General features: G+C 53.5%; 15 protein-coding genes. 2 read left to right on the plus strand and 13 right to left on the minus strand.

Features of this window, described 5'->3' with window-relative positions:
- Positions 1 to 50: 50 nt before the first annotated feature.
- The 4 genes from EVJ34_RS07605 to gatC form a co-directional block, all read right to left on the minus strand.
- Positions 51 to 1,052 carry a diacylglycerol kinase gene (locus tag EVJ34_RS07605; protein ID WP_131435468.1) on the minus strand — a complete coding sequence of 334 codons (1,002 nt, stop codon included), beginning with the start codon at positions 1,050 to 1,052 and terminating at the stop codon, positions 51 to 53.
- A 61-nt stretch (positions 1,053 to 1,113) separates the two neighbouring features.
- Positions 1,114 to 2,544, minus strand: a complete 1,431-nt coding sequence (gene gatB, locus EVJ34_RS07610; protein WP_131485148.1) for an Asp-tRNA(Asn)/Glu-tRNA(Gln) amidotransferase subunit GatB — start codon at positions 2,542 to 2,544, stop codon at positions 1,114 to 1,116.
- A gap of 12 nt (positions 2,545 to 2,556) precedes the next feature.
- Positions 2,557 to 3,999 carry an Asp-tRNA(Asn)/Glu-tRNA(Gln) amidotransferase subunit GatA gene (gatA, locus tag EVJ34_RS07615; RefSeq protein ID WP_131485149.1) on the minus strand — a complete coding sequence of 481 codons (1,443 nt, stop codon included), beginning with the start codon at positions 3,997 to 3,999 and terminating at the stop codon, positions 2,557 to 2,559.
- Positions 4,000 to 4,010: 11 nt separating this feature from the next.
- Positions 4,011 to 4,301, minus strand: a complete 291-nt coding sequence (gatC, locus tag EVJ34_RS07620; protein ID WP_021066487.1) for an Asp-tRNA(Asn)/Glu-tRNA(Gln) amidotransferase subunit GatC — start codon at positions 4,299 to 4,301, stop codon at positions 4,011 to 4,013.
- 218 nt (positions 4,302 to 4,519) lie between these two features.
- Here gatC and EVJ34_RS07625 point away from each other — a divergent pair, with 218 nt between their 5' ends.
- Complete coding sequence (locus tag EVJ34_RS07625) at positions 4,520 to 6,223, plus strand: methyl-accepting chemotaxis protein (RefSeq protein ID WP_131485150.1); 1,704 nt, start codon at positions 4,520 to 4,522, stop codon at positions 6,221 to 6,223.
- A gap of 40 nt (positions 6,224 to 6,263) precedes the next feature.
- On the opposite strand, the gene EVJ34_RS07630 is transcribed toward EVJ34_RS07625, so the two are convergent.
- From EVJ34_RS07630 to EVJ34_RS07640, 3 genes are all read right to left on the minus strand, one after another.
- Positions 6,264 to 7,640, minus strand: a complete 1,377-nt coding sequence (locus EVJ34_RS07630) for an alanine/glycine:cation symporter family protein (RefSeq protein WP_131485151.1) — start codon at positions 7,638 to 7,640, stop codon at positions 6,264 to 6,266.
- A 235-nt stretch (positions 7,641 to 7,875) separates the two neighbouring features.
- On the minus strand, positions 7,876 to 8,313 hold the full coding sequence (gene bcp / locus EVJ34_RS07635) for a thioredoxin-dependent thiol peroxidase (protein ID WP_131485152.1): 438 nt from the start codon (positions 8,311 to 8,313) through the stop codon (positions 7,876 to 7,878).
- 12 nt (positions 8,314 to 8,325) lie between these two features.
- Complete coding sequence (locus tag EVJ34_RS07640; RefSeq protein ID WP_131485153.1) at positions 8,326 to 9,141, minus strand: nuclear transport factor 2 family protein; 816 nt, start codon at positions 9,139 to 9,141, stop codon at positions 8,326 to 8,328.
- A gap of 172 nt (positions 9,142 to 9,313) precedes the next feature.
- Between EVJ34_RS07640 and pruA the strand changes: the two genes are divergently transcribed.
- Positions 9,314 to 10,858 carry an L-glutamate gamma-semialdehyde dehydrogenase gene (gene pruA / locus EVJ34_RS07645; protein ID WP_131485154.1) on the plus strand — a complete coding sequence of 515 codons (1,545 nt, stop codon included), beginning with the start codon at positions 9,314 to 9,316 and terminating at the stop codon, positions 10,856 to 10,858.
- Positions 10,859 to 10,943: 85 nt separating this feature from the next.
- Here the strand turns inward: pruA and EVJ34_RS07650 are convergent, their stop codons facing one another.
- From EVJ34_RS07650 to ribD, 6 genes are all read right to left on the minus strand, one after another.
- The gene (locus tag EVJ34_RS07650; RefSeq protein WP_131485155.1) at positions 10,944 to 12,038 is read right to left on the minus strand and encodes an HD-GYP domain-containing protein; all 1,095 of its coding nucleotides are present in this window, start codon (positions 12,036 to 12,038) and stop codon (positions 10,944 to 10,946) included.
- The gene (locus EVJ34_RS07655) at positions 12,031 to 13,938 is read right to left on the minus strand and encodes a GAF domain-containing hybrid sensor histidine kinase/response regulator (RefSeq protein ID WP_131485156.1); all 1,908 of its coding nucleotides are present in this window, start codon (positions 13,936 to 13,938) and stop codon (positions 12,031 to 12,033) included. The genes EVJ34_RS07650 and EVJ34_RS07655 overlap by 8 nt, the downstream gene beginning before the upstream one ends.
- Positions 13,939 to 14,246: 308 nt before the next feature.
- A complete protein-coding gene (ribH, locus tag EVJ34_RS07660; protein WP_131435485.1) occupies positions 14,247 to 14,711 on the minus strand; it encodes a 6,7-dimethyl-8-ribityllumazine synthase in 465 nt (154 codons plus the stop codon).
- Positions 14,711 to 15,892: a GTP cyclohydrolase II gene (ribA, locus tag EVJ34_RS07665; RefSeq protein ID WP_131485157.1), complete on the minus strand. Its 1,182-nt coding sequence runs from the start codon at positions 15,890 to 15,892 to the stop codon at positions 14,711 to 14,713. The genes ribH and ribA overlap by 1 nt, the downstream gene beginning before the upstream one ends.
- Positions 15,892 to 16,533 carry a riboflavin synthase gene (gene ribE / locus EVJ34_RS07670; protein ID WP_131485158.1) on the minus strand — a complete coding sequence of 214 codons (642 nt, stop codon included), beginning with the start codon at positions 16,531 to 16,533 and terminating at the stop codon, positions 15,892 to 15,894. The genes ribA and ribE overlap by 1 nt, the downstream gene beginning before the upstream one ends.
- Positions 16,514 to 17,593: a bifunctional diaminohydroxyphosphoribosylaminopyrimidine deaminase/5-amino-6-(5-phosphoribosylamino)uracil reductase RibD gene (ribD, locus tag EVJ34_RS07675; RefSeq protein WP_131485159.1), complete on the minus strand. Its 1,080-nt coding sequence runs from the start codon at positions 17,591 to 17,593 to the stop codon at positions 16,514 to 16,516. The genes ribE and ribD overlap by 20 nt, the downstream gene beginning before the upstream one ends.
- Positions 17,594 to 17,677: the final 84 nt, after the last annotated feature.

Here is a 17,677-nt window from a genome sequence, read left to right on the forward strand (position 1 = left end):
CCCGTTCCAAGCGAACGAAAAGCTCGGCGTGTGCGCCACGCCGAGCCGTGTTATTCTGCTTTCTCGTTCGCTACGTTGAACAGCTGTTTAATCATCTGTTCGCGTTCATACTGGGCGTTCAAGTCTTCCATCTCACGGATGCGCGCGTTCGGCGCGAGCACCGTCAAGTGACGGAACAAGTTTCGCATCTCGCCCGTGCATTCGCCACCGTATTCGCCGTCGATGTTGAGACTCATCGGTTCCGTCGTCGTCTTCATCTTGACGCGTCCCGTCTTGACGTGCTCGACGAGCGGACTCGACAAGTGCTCACCACGGAGCAACAAACGGACGACGTGGATGAACTCGAACAAGTTACACTTACGCAAGATGAACAAGTCGAACAGTCCGTCGTTTAATGACGCGTGCGGCGAAATCTTCTCAAAACCGCCGACCGAGTTCGAGTTCGACGTAAGGAAGATCATGACCTCGCCGCTGAACGTGCCCTCATCGTGCTCGAGCTCGATATACGTCGGCTTGATGAGTGGAAGCTTCTCCATCCCTTTGACGTAATAGGCGAGCTGTCCGAGCGCCGTCTTCAGTTTCGATGGGACCTCGTACGACAGCTCCGTCATGATGCCGCCGCCGGCGATATTGATGAAGTAGTGGATGTCGCCTTTCTCTCCTTCAATCTCACCGAGGTCGACCGGCATCTCGAACCCGTCACAGATGACGTCGAGGGCACCGACGACGTTGAGCGGAATCCGCATTGCCCGGGCGAAGTCGTTCGTCGTACCGACCGGGATGAGCCCGATCGTCGGACGCGTGTCGAGCGGGGCGAGTCCCGAGATGACCTCGTTTAGCGTCCCGTCCCCACCGGCCGCGATAATCAAGTCGAATTCGGCCTCAGCGGCCCGAACGGCCTCGAGCGTCGCGTCGCCGATCGCTTTCGTCGCGTACGTCGACGTCTCATAACCCGCATCCTCGAGGCGGTTCAAAATGTACGGGAGTTCCCGTTTGATCACTTCTTTTCCAGATGTCGGGTTATAGATGACCCGTGCGCGTTTTCGTTGCATACTATTCTCTCCCCATGCTCAAGTCGAGCGAAAAGCGAGACACAAGTGCCTCGCCGCCTGTTTAGCGTTTGGCGATCTCTTCGTGGAACAAGCCATCGAGGAGTGCCGGGTTCGCCATCCCTTTCGTCTGCTTCATGATTTGCCCGATGATAAAGCCTTTGGCACGGTCTTTCCCGTTCTTAAAGTCTTCAATCATCTGCGGATGCGCTTCGAACAAGTCGAGGATGTAGCCGCGGAGCAAGTTCTCGTCCGAGATTTGGGCGAGACCGTTCGCTTCGACGTACGCCTTCGGCTCGGCGCCTTCTTCAATCATGGCAGTGAACACGCGTTTGGCGATCTTCGAAGAAATTGTACCTTCTCCGATCAAACGAATCAACTCTGCGAGCGAACTCGGCGTCAATTTCATCGTCTCGATCGTATCGTCCGATTTGTTCAAGTGACCAAGCACTTCGCCCATGAGCCAGTTCGCGGCCGCTTTCGGTTCGGCACCGGCAGCCGTCGTCGCTTCGAAGAAGTCCGAGAACTCCCGCGTCGACGTGAGTGCCTTGGCATCATAAGCCGACAAGCCGTAGTTGTTCATATAACGCTCGCGGCGTGCGACCGGAAGTTCTGGAAGCGTGGCGCGGATGCGTTCTTTCCATGCCTCATCGATTTCGAGACGGACGAGGTCCGGCTCTGGGAAGTAGCGGTAATCGGCCGCTCCTTCTTTGACACGCATGAGGATCGTCTTCTTCGCCGCCTCATCAAAACGGAGCGTCTCTTGACGCATGACGCCGCCCTTGATGAGCAATTTACGATGACGGTCTTCCTCATACTCGAGCGCCTTCAAGACGTTCGAGAATGAGTTCAAGTTTTTAAGCTCTGTCTTCGTGCCGAACGGCTCTTGACCGAACGGACGGACCGAGATGTTACAGTCGCAACGGAGCGACCCTTCTTCCATCTTGACGTCCGAGACGCCCGCGAACGAGAGCACTTCTTTCAAGCGCTCGAGGTACGCGACGGCGTCTTTCGGTGAGCGCATATCGGCTTCACTGACGATCTCGATGAGTGGTGAGCCGGTCCGGTTGAAGTCGACGACCGAGTGTTTCTCGCCCGTGTGGTTCATCTTCCCGGCGTCTTCCTCAAGGTGGACGCGTTCGATGCGGAATCGTTTCATCTCACCATCGACTTCGACGTCGACGTGACCGTTGAAGCCGATCGGCTGATCGAACTGCGAGATTTGGTACGCTTTCGGCGTATCCGGATAGAAATAGTTCTTGCGGTCGAATTTCGTGTCGGTCGCGATTTCGCAGTTGAGTGCCATCGCGGCCTTGATGGCGAGATTGACCGCCTCTTCGTTCAATTTAGGCAAGACGCCCGGGTGTCCGAGACAAATCGGACACGTCTGTGTATTCGTTTCGGCACCGTATGTGCGCGAGCAGCCACACCAAATCTTCGACTTCGTGCTCAGCTCGGCGTGCACCTCGATCCCGATGATCGTTTCAAAGTTCATCGTACGTCCTCCTTAGAGCTGTGGCATCTTGAAACCGCCGTTTGCTTGTTCAAAAGCATGGGCCACGCGGTAGAGTGTTGGTTCACTGAAATGGTTCCCGATGATCTGTAAACCGACCGGGAGGCCTTCTGACAAGCCAGCCGGTACCGAGATGGCCGGGATGCCCGCCAAGTTGACCGGAATCGTCATAATATCGTTGGCATACATCGTGAGCGGATCTTCGAGCTGGTCACCGAGTTTGAACGCGACCGTCGGCGCAGTCGGTCCGATAATCGCATCGTAGTCGGCGAACACGTTCGCGAAGTCTTGCTTCATGAGCGTGCGAACCTGTTGCGACTTTTTGTAGAACGCATCGTAATAACCTGAACTGAGCGCATACGTCCCGAGCATGATGCGGCGTTTCACTTCTTCCCCGAAACCTTGTTCGCGCGAGTACGTGAACACTTCTTCGAGCGCATCGGCCTCAGCACGACGTCCGTAACGGATGCCGTCGAAGCGGGCGAGGTTCGAAGATGCTTCTGACGAGGCGAGCAAGTAGTACGTCGGGAGCGCGTATTTCACCGTCGGAAGCGAGACGGTCTCGACCGTCGCCCCGAGTGATTTGAGCGTCTCGACCGCTTCTTCGATTTGTTTGCGGACACCGTCCGACACGCCTTCAGCCATGAACTCTTTTGGAAGCGCGAGCTTCATGCCTTTAATGTCGCTGTGAAGCGATTTCGTGTAGTCTGGAAGGTCAACCGTCGCTGACGTCGAGTCCATGTCGCAATGACCGGCGATCGCGTTCAACAAGTAGGCGTTATCTTCGACCGTTCGTGTGAGCGGACCGATTTGGTCGAGCGACGAGGCGAACGCGACGAGGCCGTATCGTGAGACAAGGCCGTACGTCGGCTTCATCCCGACGACGCCACAATAGGCCGCCGGCTGACGAATCGAGCCACCCGTATCCGAGCCGAGGCTAAACAGTACTTGGCCGGCCGCGACCGTTGCCGCTGAACCACCTGACGAACCACCTGGTACGCGCGTCGGATCCCACGGGTTACGGACGACTTTGAACGCCGAGTTCTCATTCGATGAACCCATCGCGAACTCGTCCATGTTGAGCTTCCCGATCGTGACGGCACCGGCGTCATGGAGACGCTCGACGACAGTCGCGTCATGGGCCGGGACAAAGTTCTCGAGGAACTTCGAGGCACACGTCGTGCGTGTCCCTTTCGTGACGATGTTGTCTTTGACGCCGATCGGTAAACCGAAGAGCGCGTTGTCCGAGGTCTTGGCGAGTTCGTCCATCCGTTTCGCCTGTTCGAACGCGTCTTCGTTGAGCGTCAAGAAGGCTCCGATTTTCTCGTCGGTCGCCTCGATGCGGTCAAATGATTCTTTGACGAGGTCGGATACCGTGACTTCGCCATCTTTTATAAGCGCATGTAGCTTGGCTACACCGTGATCAAATAAACTCATGAAGGGCCTCCTTATTCAAAGACCGCTGGGACACGGACTTGACCGTTCTCCCAATCAGGTGCCATCCGTTCGACTTCCTCGCGTGGAAGTGAAGGACGAACCTCGTCTTTGCGTAGTACGTTTTTCAAATCTAGGGCATGGGTCGTCGGAATGACGCCCGTCGTATCCAATTCATCGAGTTGCTCGGCGAACTCGAGGATTTTTGTCAATTGCTCCGTGAAGTGCGTCACTTCATCTTCTGTGATCGCAAGTCGGGCGAGTCCGGCGACGTGCCGAACTTCAGCTTCAGTGATTCGAGCCAAAGGTTCCACCTCCAACAGTTTTCAATACATCGTCCATTATCATACCACTTTTTCATAAGACAAAAAAGAAAATCCCATCTAGCCAACGATGAACGATTTTTTGAAAAGTTAGGGAATCCGCCTACACTATTGACTCGTTTCCAAAAACACCTATTCGGTCCGTCCCTCAATCTCATTATGCTTAGAAAGAAGCATTCTTTTTTTCGAGGAGGATCCCTATGTCAATCCGTAATAAACTGATCGTCGCTTTCACCGTCTTGCTCGTTCTATTGCTCGGGGTGAGCGGCTACTCATTTTATGCGCTGAACGCCTCTAAGGCGGCGCAACAAAACATGACCGACTCCTGGGTGCCAGGGATGGACCAAATTCACCAAGTCGACAAGCAACTGCTTGAGATTCGTCGTCACATGACCCGACATGCTTTGGTCGAAGACGAGGTGATGAAGCAGAACATCGAACGCGACCTGCAGACAGCCGTCACGATTCTCGAACAACAGATGGCCGGCTATGAATCGACGATTATCACACAGGCCGACCAAGAGCTATTCGATCAAGCGACGAACCAATGGACGTCGTTCCAAGCGAATATTACCGAGCTCGTCCGCATCTCGAACGAAGACGGACAAGCCGCGGCCGACGCCTACTTCCGTGACACGGCGACACCGAGCGCCGACGCCTTGTCCAACACACTCGGCCTGCTCGTCAACTTGAACCGCGACGCAATCCGTACCGACACAGCGAACGGTGAGTCGTTATTTGAACAGGTCCAGCTCACGCTTATGATTATCATGGCTGCTGCCGTCGTCTTCACGGTATTGATGATGGTATTCATCTTCCGCTCCATCTTTGAACCGCTCAACGAGTTTAAAGTGAAGATGCGGGAACTGGCCACGAGCGAAGGCGATTTGACGACGGCGATCCCGGTAAAACGGCGCGACGAATTCTCGGGTCTCGCCCGCGACTTTAATCAATTCATCGCCAACCTGCGCCAACTGATTCTCCAAGTGAACGGCGTGTCGCATGGCGTGACCGAACAGTCCACACACATGTATGACGAATTGAAAGCGCTTGATACGTATATGACAGCCACTGCCGCGACAACAGAGGATTTGACGGCCGGTATGCAACAGACGGCCGCTAGCGCCCAAGAGATGAACGCTTCGGCGTCGGACATGGAACGGACACTCCACCATATCGTGACGATGGCAGCTGAGCGAAAAGTCGAAGCCGCACAAGTCGACGCACGGGCCGTCGCGTTGCGTGACCATGCCGTCGAGGCGAAAGCATCCGCACTCAGTGTCCTGTCGTCGACACGTGTCAACTTGGAGAAAGCGATGCAAGACGCCAAAGCCGTCCGGGAGATTGCGACGCTTACGAATGACATTCTCGACATCGCCGCCCAGACGAACCTTTTGTCCTTGAACGCTTCGATTGAAGCCGCTCGGGCCGGTGAGGCAGGGCGCGGGTTCGCCGTCGTCGCTGATGAAATTCGAAAACTCGCCGAGACGAGCCGGTCGACCGTCGAACGGATTCAGACCATCTCGACGACCGTCCTCCACTCGGTCGACCACTTGAACGACACGTCGAGCGAGATGCTCGGATTCCTCGACACGAACGTATTGAAAGATTATGACCAGCTCGAGGAAGCGGCCGAACGTTACAGCGAGGACGCCGGTCGATTTGAGGCGACCGCCTCGGAATTCGCTGACGCCGCTGTCGAGCTCGAACAGTTGACCTCGAATATGATTGGGGTCATCCAAGACGTGGCCGTCACCGTCAACAACGGTGCGCTCGGGACCCAAGAAATTGCCGAGAAAGTGACGATGTCGGTCGACCGCTTCAGCGAGTTGAACCGGGCCACCGAGATGTCGCAACAGAAAATGGACGAGTTGAGCGAGTTGATCGGTCAATTCAAAGTATGAAAAAAGGAAGCGTCCTCGCGTGAGGATGCTTCCTTTTTGGTCAAGCGGCCGACTCCCGCAGTTCTTTTTGCCGTTCGATCTCGAAACGCTTCGTCTCGGCCACGACGACACCCGACAAGAATAAGAGACCAATCAAGTTCGGGATCGCCATCAGTCCGTTAAAGACGTCTGAGATGGCCCAAATCAAGTTCAAATTCGTCGTCATCGCCCCAAGTCCGGCGACGAGGATATACATCATCCGGTACGGGACGATTGCTTTCTCCCCGAGCAGATAATAGACCGATCGTTCGCCGTAATAACACCAACCGATCACGGTCGAGAAGGCGAAGAAGACGAGTGAGATGGTGACGATCAGTTCACCGATCGGGCCGAGGAAGTAAGCGAACGACGCTTGCGTCAACTCGATGCCTTGAAGTCCGCCCGTATACTGACCGCTCATGACGATCGTCAATCCGGTGATCGAACAGACGATGAGTGTATCGATCAACACTTGTGTCATCGAGACGAGCGCTTGTCGTCCCGGGAAATCGGTCTTCGCCGCCGCAGCTGCAATCGGTGCCGAACCGAGACCCGCCTCGTTCGAGAACACGCCGCGGGCGACCCCGTAACGGATGGCCGCACCGAGCGCCCCACCGCCGATGGCCTCCGCACTGAACGTGCTCGAGAAGATGGTCGCGAACGCCCCCGGAATCAATTCCGCGTTCATGACGAGAATGACGAGACCGCCTCCGACGTAAGCGAAGATCATGACCGGTACGAAAATCCCGACGACTTTCCCGATCGATTTGACACCGCCGAGAATGACGAACGCCGTCAAGACCATCATGCTGATACCTGTCGCGATCATCGGCACCCCGAACGACGTGTTCAAGGCAAGACTGATCGAGTTCGTCTGAACGCCGTTGCCGATCCCGAAAGCAGCGATTGAAGCGAACAAGGCGAACGTCATGCCGAGCCATTTTTTCTTTAAGCCGTGTTCCAAATAATACATCGGTCCACCGGCAATCTCACCCCGTTCATCGACGACGCGATATTTGACAGCGAGAATCGCCTCGGCGTATTTCGTCGCCATCCCGATGAAACCGGAGAGCCACATCCAAACGATGGCCCCTGGTCCACCGAGGACGACCGCCGTCGCGACGCCGACCATATTCCCGGTCCCGACTGTGGCGGCAAGCGCCGTCATAAGCGCTTGGAAGTGAGAAATATCACCGCGCTGCTTTTTCTGTTTCGCGACTTCTGCGTCCGTCTTCTGTTTCGGAATAAACGCCTCTTTCAACCCGACGCCGAGCCGTGTCACTTGAATGAATCCGAGCCGGAACGTCAAGTAGATGCCTGTCCCGATCAATAAAATCAACAAATGTGGTCCCCAGACGAGATTCGATAGACTCGTCAGCCATGCTTCAAATTGCTCCATGCTAGTTATGCCCCCTATGTATTTCTATCGTTCACTGACCCTTCATATTTTTCAGAACATTCTCAACTTCGTCAAGTTGACAAAATAGCCAAACATCTGATATTCACGTAATATTTTTGTAATATAACTCTCTCGCATCTTGAAACGCCTGGCTTTCAATTTTAGTATTTGAAATAAATCTGTAATGACCAGGTCACTAAAAAAAACGGCCTCCCGTCAAGGAAGCCGTTCCGATTCATGTAGCGAGCGCCGCGACGACTTCGTCGACGTGCCCATTCACTTTCACACTGCGCCATTCCTGTTCGATATAGCCGTCCTCATTGATGAGGAACGTCGAGCGGACGATGCCGTAGTACTCTTTCCCGTAGTTCTTCTTCAACTGCCAGACGCCGTATAACTCCGACACCTCATGCGTGTCATCAACGAGCAAATCGAACGGCAAGTCGTGCTTCGCGATGAAGTTCTGATGCTTCTTCTGACTGTCAGCCGAGATGCCGAGGACAACGGCCCCGTTCATCTTCGGCGCGGCGTCACGGAAATCACATGCCTCGGTCGTGCAGCCGGGCGTCGCGTCTTTTGGATAGAAATATAGAACGACTTTCTGCCCTCGATAGTCCTCGAGCGAGATCATGTCCCCATTTTGGTTCGCTAATGTAAATGTTGGTGCTAACATATCGGTTCCTCCTTATCCGAACGACGGGTCGACGAGGTTCTCGTCATAGCCGTCGATCGCTTGTTCTAATTTCTGTTTGAGCGGTTCGAGCACTTCGAGATACTCGACCGGGTCTTCCGTCGCGGCAGCTTTTTGGAGTGCCGCCTCATTGTCGATGTACCACGTGCGGTATGCTTCGAAATAGTCGGCCATCGTGTCTTGGTTCTCCGGTACGGTGAGTGTCTCGGCCATGAGCAAGAAGACGTTATTGTCGGCCTCGAGCGCCACATAGTCGGTTTGGGCGTTCACTCGGTCGTAAATCGGACCGGCCTCATCTTCTGGCACATCGGCGAGACGGGCGTTCGCTTCCGCATTCACCCCGTACTCGCTCGCCTCGATGCCCGTCAACATGTCGCCGACCTCATCAATCAGGTCAGCCGGGAGCAAGGCTGGCGTGACGACGAGTTTCCACGCATCATCTTCTTTGATGGCGACTTTCGAGAGGCGGTTCGGCAGTTCATTGCCGTCCGCGTCTTCCATCTCGTGGACGATGAACGCGACATCCCCGTCTTCGTTTACCCAGCTTTCATATACGTCGCCCGGTGTGAGCTCACGCGTCTTCGCGCCCGTCGCCGGGATCTCGGTCAACTCGCCCGCATAATCGATTGCGTTAAGTGCGGCTGCGTCCCCGTCTTCGAGTGCTTGTTGATACGATGCATACACCGTCTCGACCGCTTCCGGAAGCGGCGCTTTCATCACTTCAGGGGCCTCTTCCGTCGGCGCTTCGTCCGCCGTCCCGCATCCCGCGAGCAACACGGTCAGCGCGAGCGGCATCATCCATTTATTCATCGAATCATTCCCTTCACAAGACGTCCTGTACCCTCATCCTACCACGACTCCATTTCGAGCGAAAACGACACGCTTTTCTGGAAAATTGTTTCACTAGGATTTCACCAAGATTTTCGATACAATACAGACGTAAGCGCTTAACTGCTTGATCACTTTTTAAGGGGGAACGAGAATGATTCCATACAAACATGAACCATTCACAGACTTTACAAACAAAGAGAACGCCGCAGCCATCCAAGCGGCAATCGAGAAAGTGAACGGTGAGCTCGGGAAAGACTATCCGCTCGTGATCGGTGGGGAAAAAGTTACGACGGAAGGCAAAATCACGTCTTATAACCCAGCCAATAAAGAAGAAGTCATCGGTCATGTCTCGAAAGCGAACCAAGAGCTCGCGGAGCGCGCAATGCAAGAAGCGCTCACAGCGTTCGACTCATGGCGCCACGTCGATCCAGCCGTCCGTGCCGACGTCTTGTTCAAAGCGGCGAATATCGTCCGTAAGCGTAAGCACGAGTTCTCGGCTTACCTCGTCAAAGAGGCAGGCAAGCCGTGGAACGAAGCGGACGCGGATACAGCAGAAGCGATCGACTTCATGGAATACTATGCACGTCAAATGCTCGAGCTCAAACCAGGTAAAAAAGTCGAGAGCCGTCCGGGCGAATACAACCGCTATGACTATATCCCACTCGGGGTCGGGATCGTCATCAGCCCATGGAACTTCCCGTTCGCGATCATGGCAGGGACGGCCGTCGCGGCCATCGTCGCCGGTAACACGATCCTCTTGAAACCAGCATCGACGACACCGATCGTCGCTGCGAAATTCGTCGAGGTCATGGAAGAGGCAGGCCTTCCGAAAGGTGTCCTCAACTTCATCCCAGGACCGGGCGCTGAAGTCGGTGACTACCTCGTCGACCATCCGAAGACACGCTTCATCAGCTTCACGGGTTCACGTGACGTGGGCTTGCGCATCAACGAACGCGCCTCGAAATTGAACGACGGCCAAATCTGGCTCAAACGCGTCATCGCTGAGATGGGTGGAAAAGACACGATCGTCGTCGACGAATCAGCCGACCTCGAACTAGCGGCCCAATCGATCGTCAAATCAGCGTTTGGTTTCTCAGGTCAAAAATGTTCGGCTTGTTCGCGCGCCGTCATCGTCGACAGCGTGTATGACACGGTGCTCGACCGCGTCGTCGAATTGACGAACGAACTTTCGGTCGGTAACACGGAGAAGAACGAACACTTCATGGGTCCGGTCATCGATGCAGCCGCGTTCAAAAAGATCACGTCGTACTTCGACGTCGCCAAAGAAGAAGGCAAGATTGTCGCCGGCGGAAAAGCGGACGACTCGACAGGCTACTTCATCGAGCCGACAGTCGTCGCTGACGTCGCACCGAAAGCACGTCTCATGCAAGAAGAAATCTTTGGCCCGATCGTCGCCTTCACGAAAGCGAAAGACTTCAAAGAAGCAATCGACATCGCCAACAACACGGAATACGGCTTGACGGGTGCCGTCCTCACGCGTGACCGCTCGAACCAAGAGTACGCGCGTCAGAACTTCCACGTCGGGAACTTGTATTTCAACCGTGGTTGCACAGGCGCCATCGTCGGCTATCAGCCGTTCGGCGGGTTCAACATGTCAGGAACAGACTCAAAAGCAGGCGGACCGGATTACATCCAGCTCCACATGCAAGCGAAAACGACGTCTGAGACGTTCTAATCTAAAAGCCCGGCTCATGCGAGCCGGGCTTTTGTCTGGAATAGCGAATCTATGAAGGACGAAGCGGTCGCGCTTCTTGCCTCGATCAAATGGTAAACGGAGTCTGAGCGTTACGCTCTACCTGCCCCGCCTCGTAAATGGAATCAAACACAGTGGAGAAAAGCAGATCGTGACTCAAAAACAGATTGAACAAGTGAGGATCGAACGCACCTTCCATCTGACCCATGATTTTCAGTGTCTCCGCATGTGAATAAGCGGGTTTATAGGGCCGCATAGTTCGTAACGCATCATATACATCGACAATGCTCACAATTCGCGCCGCAAGCGGAATTGCTTCTTCAGATAGACCATGGACATAACCTTGCCCATCCCATCTCTCGTGATGATAGAGCGCGATGTCCATCGCCATCTGGATAAAGGAATTTTCCGGAAATTGCCGATGGAGCTCTCCAAGCACTTCGCCCCCGACTCGAACATGTTCTTTCATGAGTTGCCATTCCTCTTCAGTAAGCCTACCTTGTTTTAACAAGATTGAATCCGGGACAGAAATCTTTCCAATGTCATGTAGCGGTGCTGCCAAGCGAATCGCTTCGACGAATATTGGATTAACGTGTGCACTCGATTCCGTTAGAAGAAGCTCCGCCAAACTTGTCGCGAGCGCTTGTACTCTTTCAATATGATTACCAGTATCGTTATCGCGCAAACCAGATAAGCGGAGCAACGTCTTGACTAGCCCCTCCTGATACTCGTGTAACTGTTTGTCTTTTTCTTCTAGATTGTACGAGAATCGTTCGCGTTCATTCACATGTTTTAATTGAGCGTTCAGACGTAGCAATACTTCTTCTGGGTGAATGGGTTTCGTAATGTAATCTTGCCCTCCCACTTCAAACGCACGCACTTTATCATACGACTCGGTCAGCGCACTTAGAAAGATGACAGGGATATTTGGATTATATCGTCTCCGAAGAATCTCACAAACTTCATATCCGTCCATGTCAGGCATCATGATGTCCAATAAAATCAAGTCGGGTTGCACTCGCTCCATCGCCTGTAACATCAATTTACCGTTCGGGTAAACACGCACGTGGTAATCGGCCTGATGTAAAATGTCGTATAACAGCCTTAAGTTGGCAGGTGTGTCATCGACCACAAACACGATTCGTTTTTTGGCTTCACACATCCGCTTCCCCCCTCAACGCTCGATGAAGCAGACGATTTGCGAGCTCGTAATCAAATTGATCAATCGCTTCCCATATCGGTTGTAAATGAGGTGTCTCTATCCGGTAACCGCTCACCAAGTGTTCAATCGTTTCCACATCCCCTTCTTGAATGGCTATGTACACGTCGGACAACATCGCTTGTGAATCCACGATGATGGTATTTCTGTGCCGACCCATGACCTCGAACAATTGGTTTGGATGAAATGGCTTCGAGACAAACGCACTTGCGCCTGACGCAAAGGCTTTTTGGCGATCTTCGTCGAACGCGTTGGCCGATATGATAATGATTGGTGGACAACTCGCATGCGATTTGAGTCGAGTGGCCACTTCGATTCCATCTAGATCAGGCAACCGGACGTCCAATAAGATCATATCGTAGCGTTCTGTTCGAACTTTTTCGAGCGCAACGTTGCCTAAGGAAGTCAAACTGACTCTGCAGCCAACCGCTTCGAGTAGTTCTTGTAAAATATCTTGTTGGGCTGGCGTATCCTCGACGACTAGGACGTGCATGTTTGAAAATCGAACGTCCGCCCATGTCTCTGACTCTGAATTGGCGGTCTCCACTCTCTCATTCTGTTCGAGCGGGAGCGTGAATGTAAACCGACTACCGTGTCCAACGCTACTCTCCACTTGAAGATCGCCTCCAAGTAATGTGGCGTATTGTTTGCTGATGGGAAGCCCTAACCCAGTTCCCTGCTGTTGGTCGGTATATTTCTTTTGATAAAACGGTTCGAACAGGAGCTCCAGTTCTTGCCCTTCGATTCCGCGACCGGTATCTGTAATGATGAAACAAAGTTGACTGGCGGAAGCCGAGACCTTGATTCGGATCCTTCCTCGGTCCGTAAACTTCAACGCATTATGAATGAGATTGATTAAGATTTGTTTCACTTTCGTCGGGTCACTCACGACTTGATTCGGAACATGTTGGTCGACTTCAACCAATAGCTCGATTCCTTTTTGATGCGCCATCATTTCGAACATACGATACAGATCCTCGACCACGACAGGAAGTGAGATGGTTTGTTTCACGATCTGTACATATCCCGATTCGATTTTCGACATATCTAAAATCTCATTAATGAGCATCAATAAATGTTCGCCATTTTGGAGAATATCTTCGACACGTCGTTTATTTTTTTGATCTAATCCTTCTTGTTTGAGTAAATGGGAAAATCCAAGAATCACATTTAACGGGGTTCGAATTTCATGGCTCATGTTGGAGAGAAATTCACTTTTGGCAATGTTGGCCCGTTCCGCTTCTTGTTTCGCGACAATCAATTGCTGGTGAATCATTTCACGTTGCGCTTCAACCCGGTGACGTTCGACTGCACCTAGAAGTGCATTACTAAAATCTTTTAGAACGTTTTGCTCATGTTTCGAGTACGTCCGTTCTTGCATGACTGAATCGAATCCAACGAAACCATGACAGTGATTCCCACTCATCATCGGAACGGCGAGAAGACTTTGAACCTGTTGAGGCTCGAGAATTTGCCGGATCCCATTTTCAACGGGTAATGCTTGGACTTGAGGAATGTACATCGATTCGCCTTTCATATGGGTATTCACCCATTCAGGAAGCGCATCTAATGGGACGTTCTGTAAATTATCCAACTCGGACGAGACACCTAGTGCACACCATTCAAATGTATTGTGACAAAGTTTCTTTTCGAAATCATAATCAAATACATACACCCGATCCGCTTGAAAGTAACGTCCTAGTTCTTCCAAAGAATGATTCACCCGCTCCGAAAAATCGTCCAACGATGTAGTTAAAAAACGATTGAGTAACAAAGACACCAAATGATGCAATTCTTCTTGCTTCCGTAACTCATTTTCCAGTACCGTAATGACGCGCCTCATCCAAACCCCTCCATCATTCTCATATATATAAGTATCGGTTATTCAACAGGGTTTTTGAGTCTTTTTAACTATTTTCTATTAGGTATAAATAACTAAAAACAAACTTCTCGGACTTCGCTTCACGTTCGATGGCGGGCAAATAACGGGAAGCGTTCATCGATCATCTTGACACGACCGTCTCCATAGCATTTCTTTATGTTTATGTCGGACAGAGCGCCCCAATCCCTTTGCACACATAAAAAAGAAGAACCAAATTGCGATATGCGACTTGGTTCTTCAACAGCCTGAGGAGCGATAGTCGCTCTTTTTTAAAATTGTTTCATCAAGTTGGCCATCTCGATGGCCGCCGTCGCTGCTTCCCACCCTTTATTTCCGGCTTTCGTACCGGCGCGCTCAATTGCCTGCTCAATCGTCTCGGTCGTCAAGACACCGAAGATGACCGGCACTTCCGATTGATAGCTCGCTTGGGCGACACCTTTCGCCGCTTCGCTACAGACATAGTCGAAGTGCGGCGTCGCTCCGCGGATGACGGCGCCTAGTGTGATGACAGCGTCGTATTTCTTGCTCATCGCCATTTTCTTCGCGACGAGTGGAAGCTCGAACGCGCCTGGGACGAATGCGAGTTCGACGTCGTCTTGTTCGACGCCGTGACGCTTGAGTGCGTCTTTCGCTCCATCTAGTAAGCGCATCGTGATGAGATCATTGAACCGCCCGACGACGATTCCGACTTTCAAGCCTTTTCCTACCAAGTTTCCTTCAAATGATTGCAACATTATTCTTCTCCTCCAAAATGGTTCATTTTTTGTTGTTTCGTCATTCGGTACTTCTCATTGGCCGCATGGGCACCGACGATAATCGGGACACGTTCGATGACCGTAACCCCGCACGCTTCCAAGGCGTCGACTTTTTCCGGGTTGTTCGTCATGAGACGGACGCTCGAGATCCCGAGGTCACGCAACATCGCCGCGCTGACCCGGTAATCGCGTAAATCGGCATGCAGACCGAGCGCAATGTTCGCCTCGACCGTATCTAGCCCTTGTTCTTGTAGTTCGTACGCCTTTAACTTGTTGAGGAGACCGATGCCGCGCCCTTCTTGTCTCATATACAAAATGACACCGCCTTCGGCTTCCACTTTCGCCATCGCCGTATCGAGTTGGGGTCCACAATCGCAACGATAGGAGCCGAACACATCGCCTGTCAGACACTCCGAATGGACCCGGACGAGCGGCGCATGTTCGAGCTCACCTTTCAGTAATGCGACGTGTTCTTCCCGGTCGAGGACGTTCCGATATCCGATTAGTCGGAAGTCCCCTTTCACCGAGGGGAGCGATACGTCCGCCTCTCGACTCACGAGTTCCGTCTCCATATAGCGGACGAGCGCCTCGATCGTGATGAACTTTAGATGGTGTTCTTCCGCGACGCGTTCGAGGTCCGGTACTCGGGCCATCTCGCCGTCCGGACGGATGATTTCACAGATGACCGCGACCGGTTCACTACCAGCAAGTCTCGCCAAATCGACCGATGCTTCCGTATGCCCGCGTCGTACCGAGACGCCGCCTTTTTTGGCGATAAGCGGGAAGATATGGCCCGGACGCTGAAAGTCGGCCGGACGGGCGTTTCTATTCGCGAGTTCGCGGACCGTATGGGCCCGTTCACTTGCCGAGATGCCCGTCGTCGAATCAACGTGATCGACGCTGACCGTGAACGCCGTCCCGTGCGGATCGGTGCTGTTCGCGACCATCGGCTGTAAATCAAGCCGAACGGCCACTTCTTCAGCCAAGGCGGCACAGACGAGCCCTTTTCCTTCCGTGATGAGGAAGTTCATCGTCTCCGCTGTCATTCGATCAGCCAGGACGACGAAGTCCCCCTCATTCTCCCGGTCCTCATCATCGACGACGATAATCGGTCGTCCCATCAACAAGTCTTCGACGGCTTCTTTAATCGTGTGGAACATTACCATCCCGCCTTTCCATATCCTTGTGACGCCAGTGATTCGAGCGTCATCGGTTTTTGATTTACGAGTTTTTCCATATATTTAGCCAACATGTCACATTCCAAATTGACCGCATCCCCGGCCTGTTTCATCCCGAGCACCGTCTCACTGTACGTATGCGGGATGAGCGACAACGTGAAGCCGCGCTCGGTCACCTCAAACACTGTCAAGCTCGTCCCATCGACCGAGATCGATCCTTTCGGGACGATATACCGGAGGAGCGACGGTTCGCAGCTGATGTCGACATAGACAGCGTTCGCGAGCGACCGTTTTTTGACGATGCGACCGATGCCATCGACGTGACCCGAGACGAAATGACCGCCGAAGCGTCCGTTTGCCGGCATCGCCCGCTCCAAGTTGACGCGTGTACCAGGGCGGACGCCATCCAGACTCGACGCTTTGAGCGTCTCTGGCATCACGTCGACTGAGAAGCTGTCGCGATCAAACGTCGTCACGGTGAGACAGATCCCGTTGACAGAAATACTGTCCCCGAGCTTCACGTCTTCTAATACGACCTTCCCGCTCAGCGTGAGCCGGAGTGACGGACCGTTCCGTTTCACTGCCTTCACACTGCCGATTTCTTCAACGATTCCCGTGAACATCGGACTCCTCCTTTCGCATAATCAGTTTGATGTCGGTCCCAAGCGTCTCGACAGACCGGACGTTGAACCGTTCAATCGTCTCGAGCGGCCCGTCATGATGCGAGCGATAAAACCCGCCCTTGCCGCCGAACACGCGGGGCGATTGGTACATGACCCACTCATCGACGAATCGTCCGTCAAGGAACGATGTGACGAGCGTCGGTCCTGCTTCAATGAGCAGACGACCGATACCGCGTGTGTAGACGTCTTGTAAGACCGCTTCGAGCGAGGTGTAGTCTGCGATTTCGACGCCATATGCCTCTAGCGCGTCACGTTTCGCTTGATCGTCCGACGTCGTGTACAGAAGCACCGGGATGTCGTTCGCCGTCCGGACGAGCTGGCTCGAGAGCGGCGTCCGTAAGTCACGGTCGAGCACGATCCGGAGCGGTTGTGTCGTCTCATGGTCGAGCCGGACGTTCATGCCTGGATCGTCGGCAAGGACAGTGCCGACACCGGTCAATACCGCATCGACCGTCGCCCGGAGTGCATGGACGTCCCGTCTCGCTTCCGCCCCGGTCACCCATTTGCTCTCCCCGGTGTCGAGGGCGATTTTGCCGTCGAGGCTCGTCGCCGTCTTCAAGATGACGTACGGCCGCTTCGTCTGGAGCGAACGCAAGAACGCCACGTTGAGCGCCTGGGCTTCACTTTCGAACAGACCGACTTCGACGTAGATTCCGGCCGCCTTCAAGCGGGCGATTCCTTTTCCTGCGACGAGTGGATTCGGGTCTTCCATCGCGATGACGACACGCTTGATACCCGACTCAATCAACAAATCGGCACATGGCGGCGTCTTACCGTAATGCGAACACGGTTCGAGCGTGACGTACATCGTCGCACCGTACGCGGCAGCCCCGGCCATGCGAATGGCATGGACTTCGGCGTGCGCTTCCCCTGCCTTCAAATGAGCGCCGAACCCGACGACCCGACCGTCCTTGACAACGACAGCGCCGACGCGCGGATTGACGCCGGTCGATGAGGCGGACTTGGCCAATTGGATGGCTTGTTGCATGTACTGTTGCATAATCTCCCTCCTTGTTTCGTACAAACAAAAAGACCTTAAGGAATCATCCTCAAGGTCTCGGTGGGAGTCGCTCGTCGTCATTTG

It is taken from the genome of Exiguobacterium sp. SL-9 (assembly GCF_004336985.1).
Taxonomy (GTDB): domain Bacteria; phylum Bacillota; class Bacilli; order Exiguobacteriales; family Exiguobacteriaceae; genus Exiguobacterium.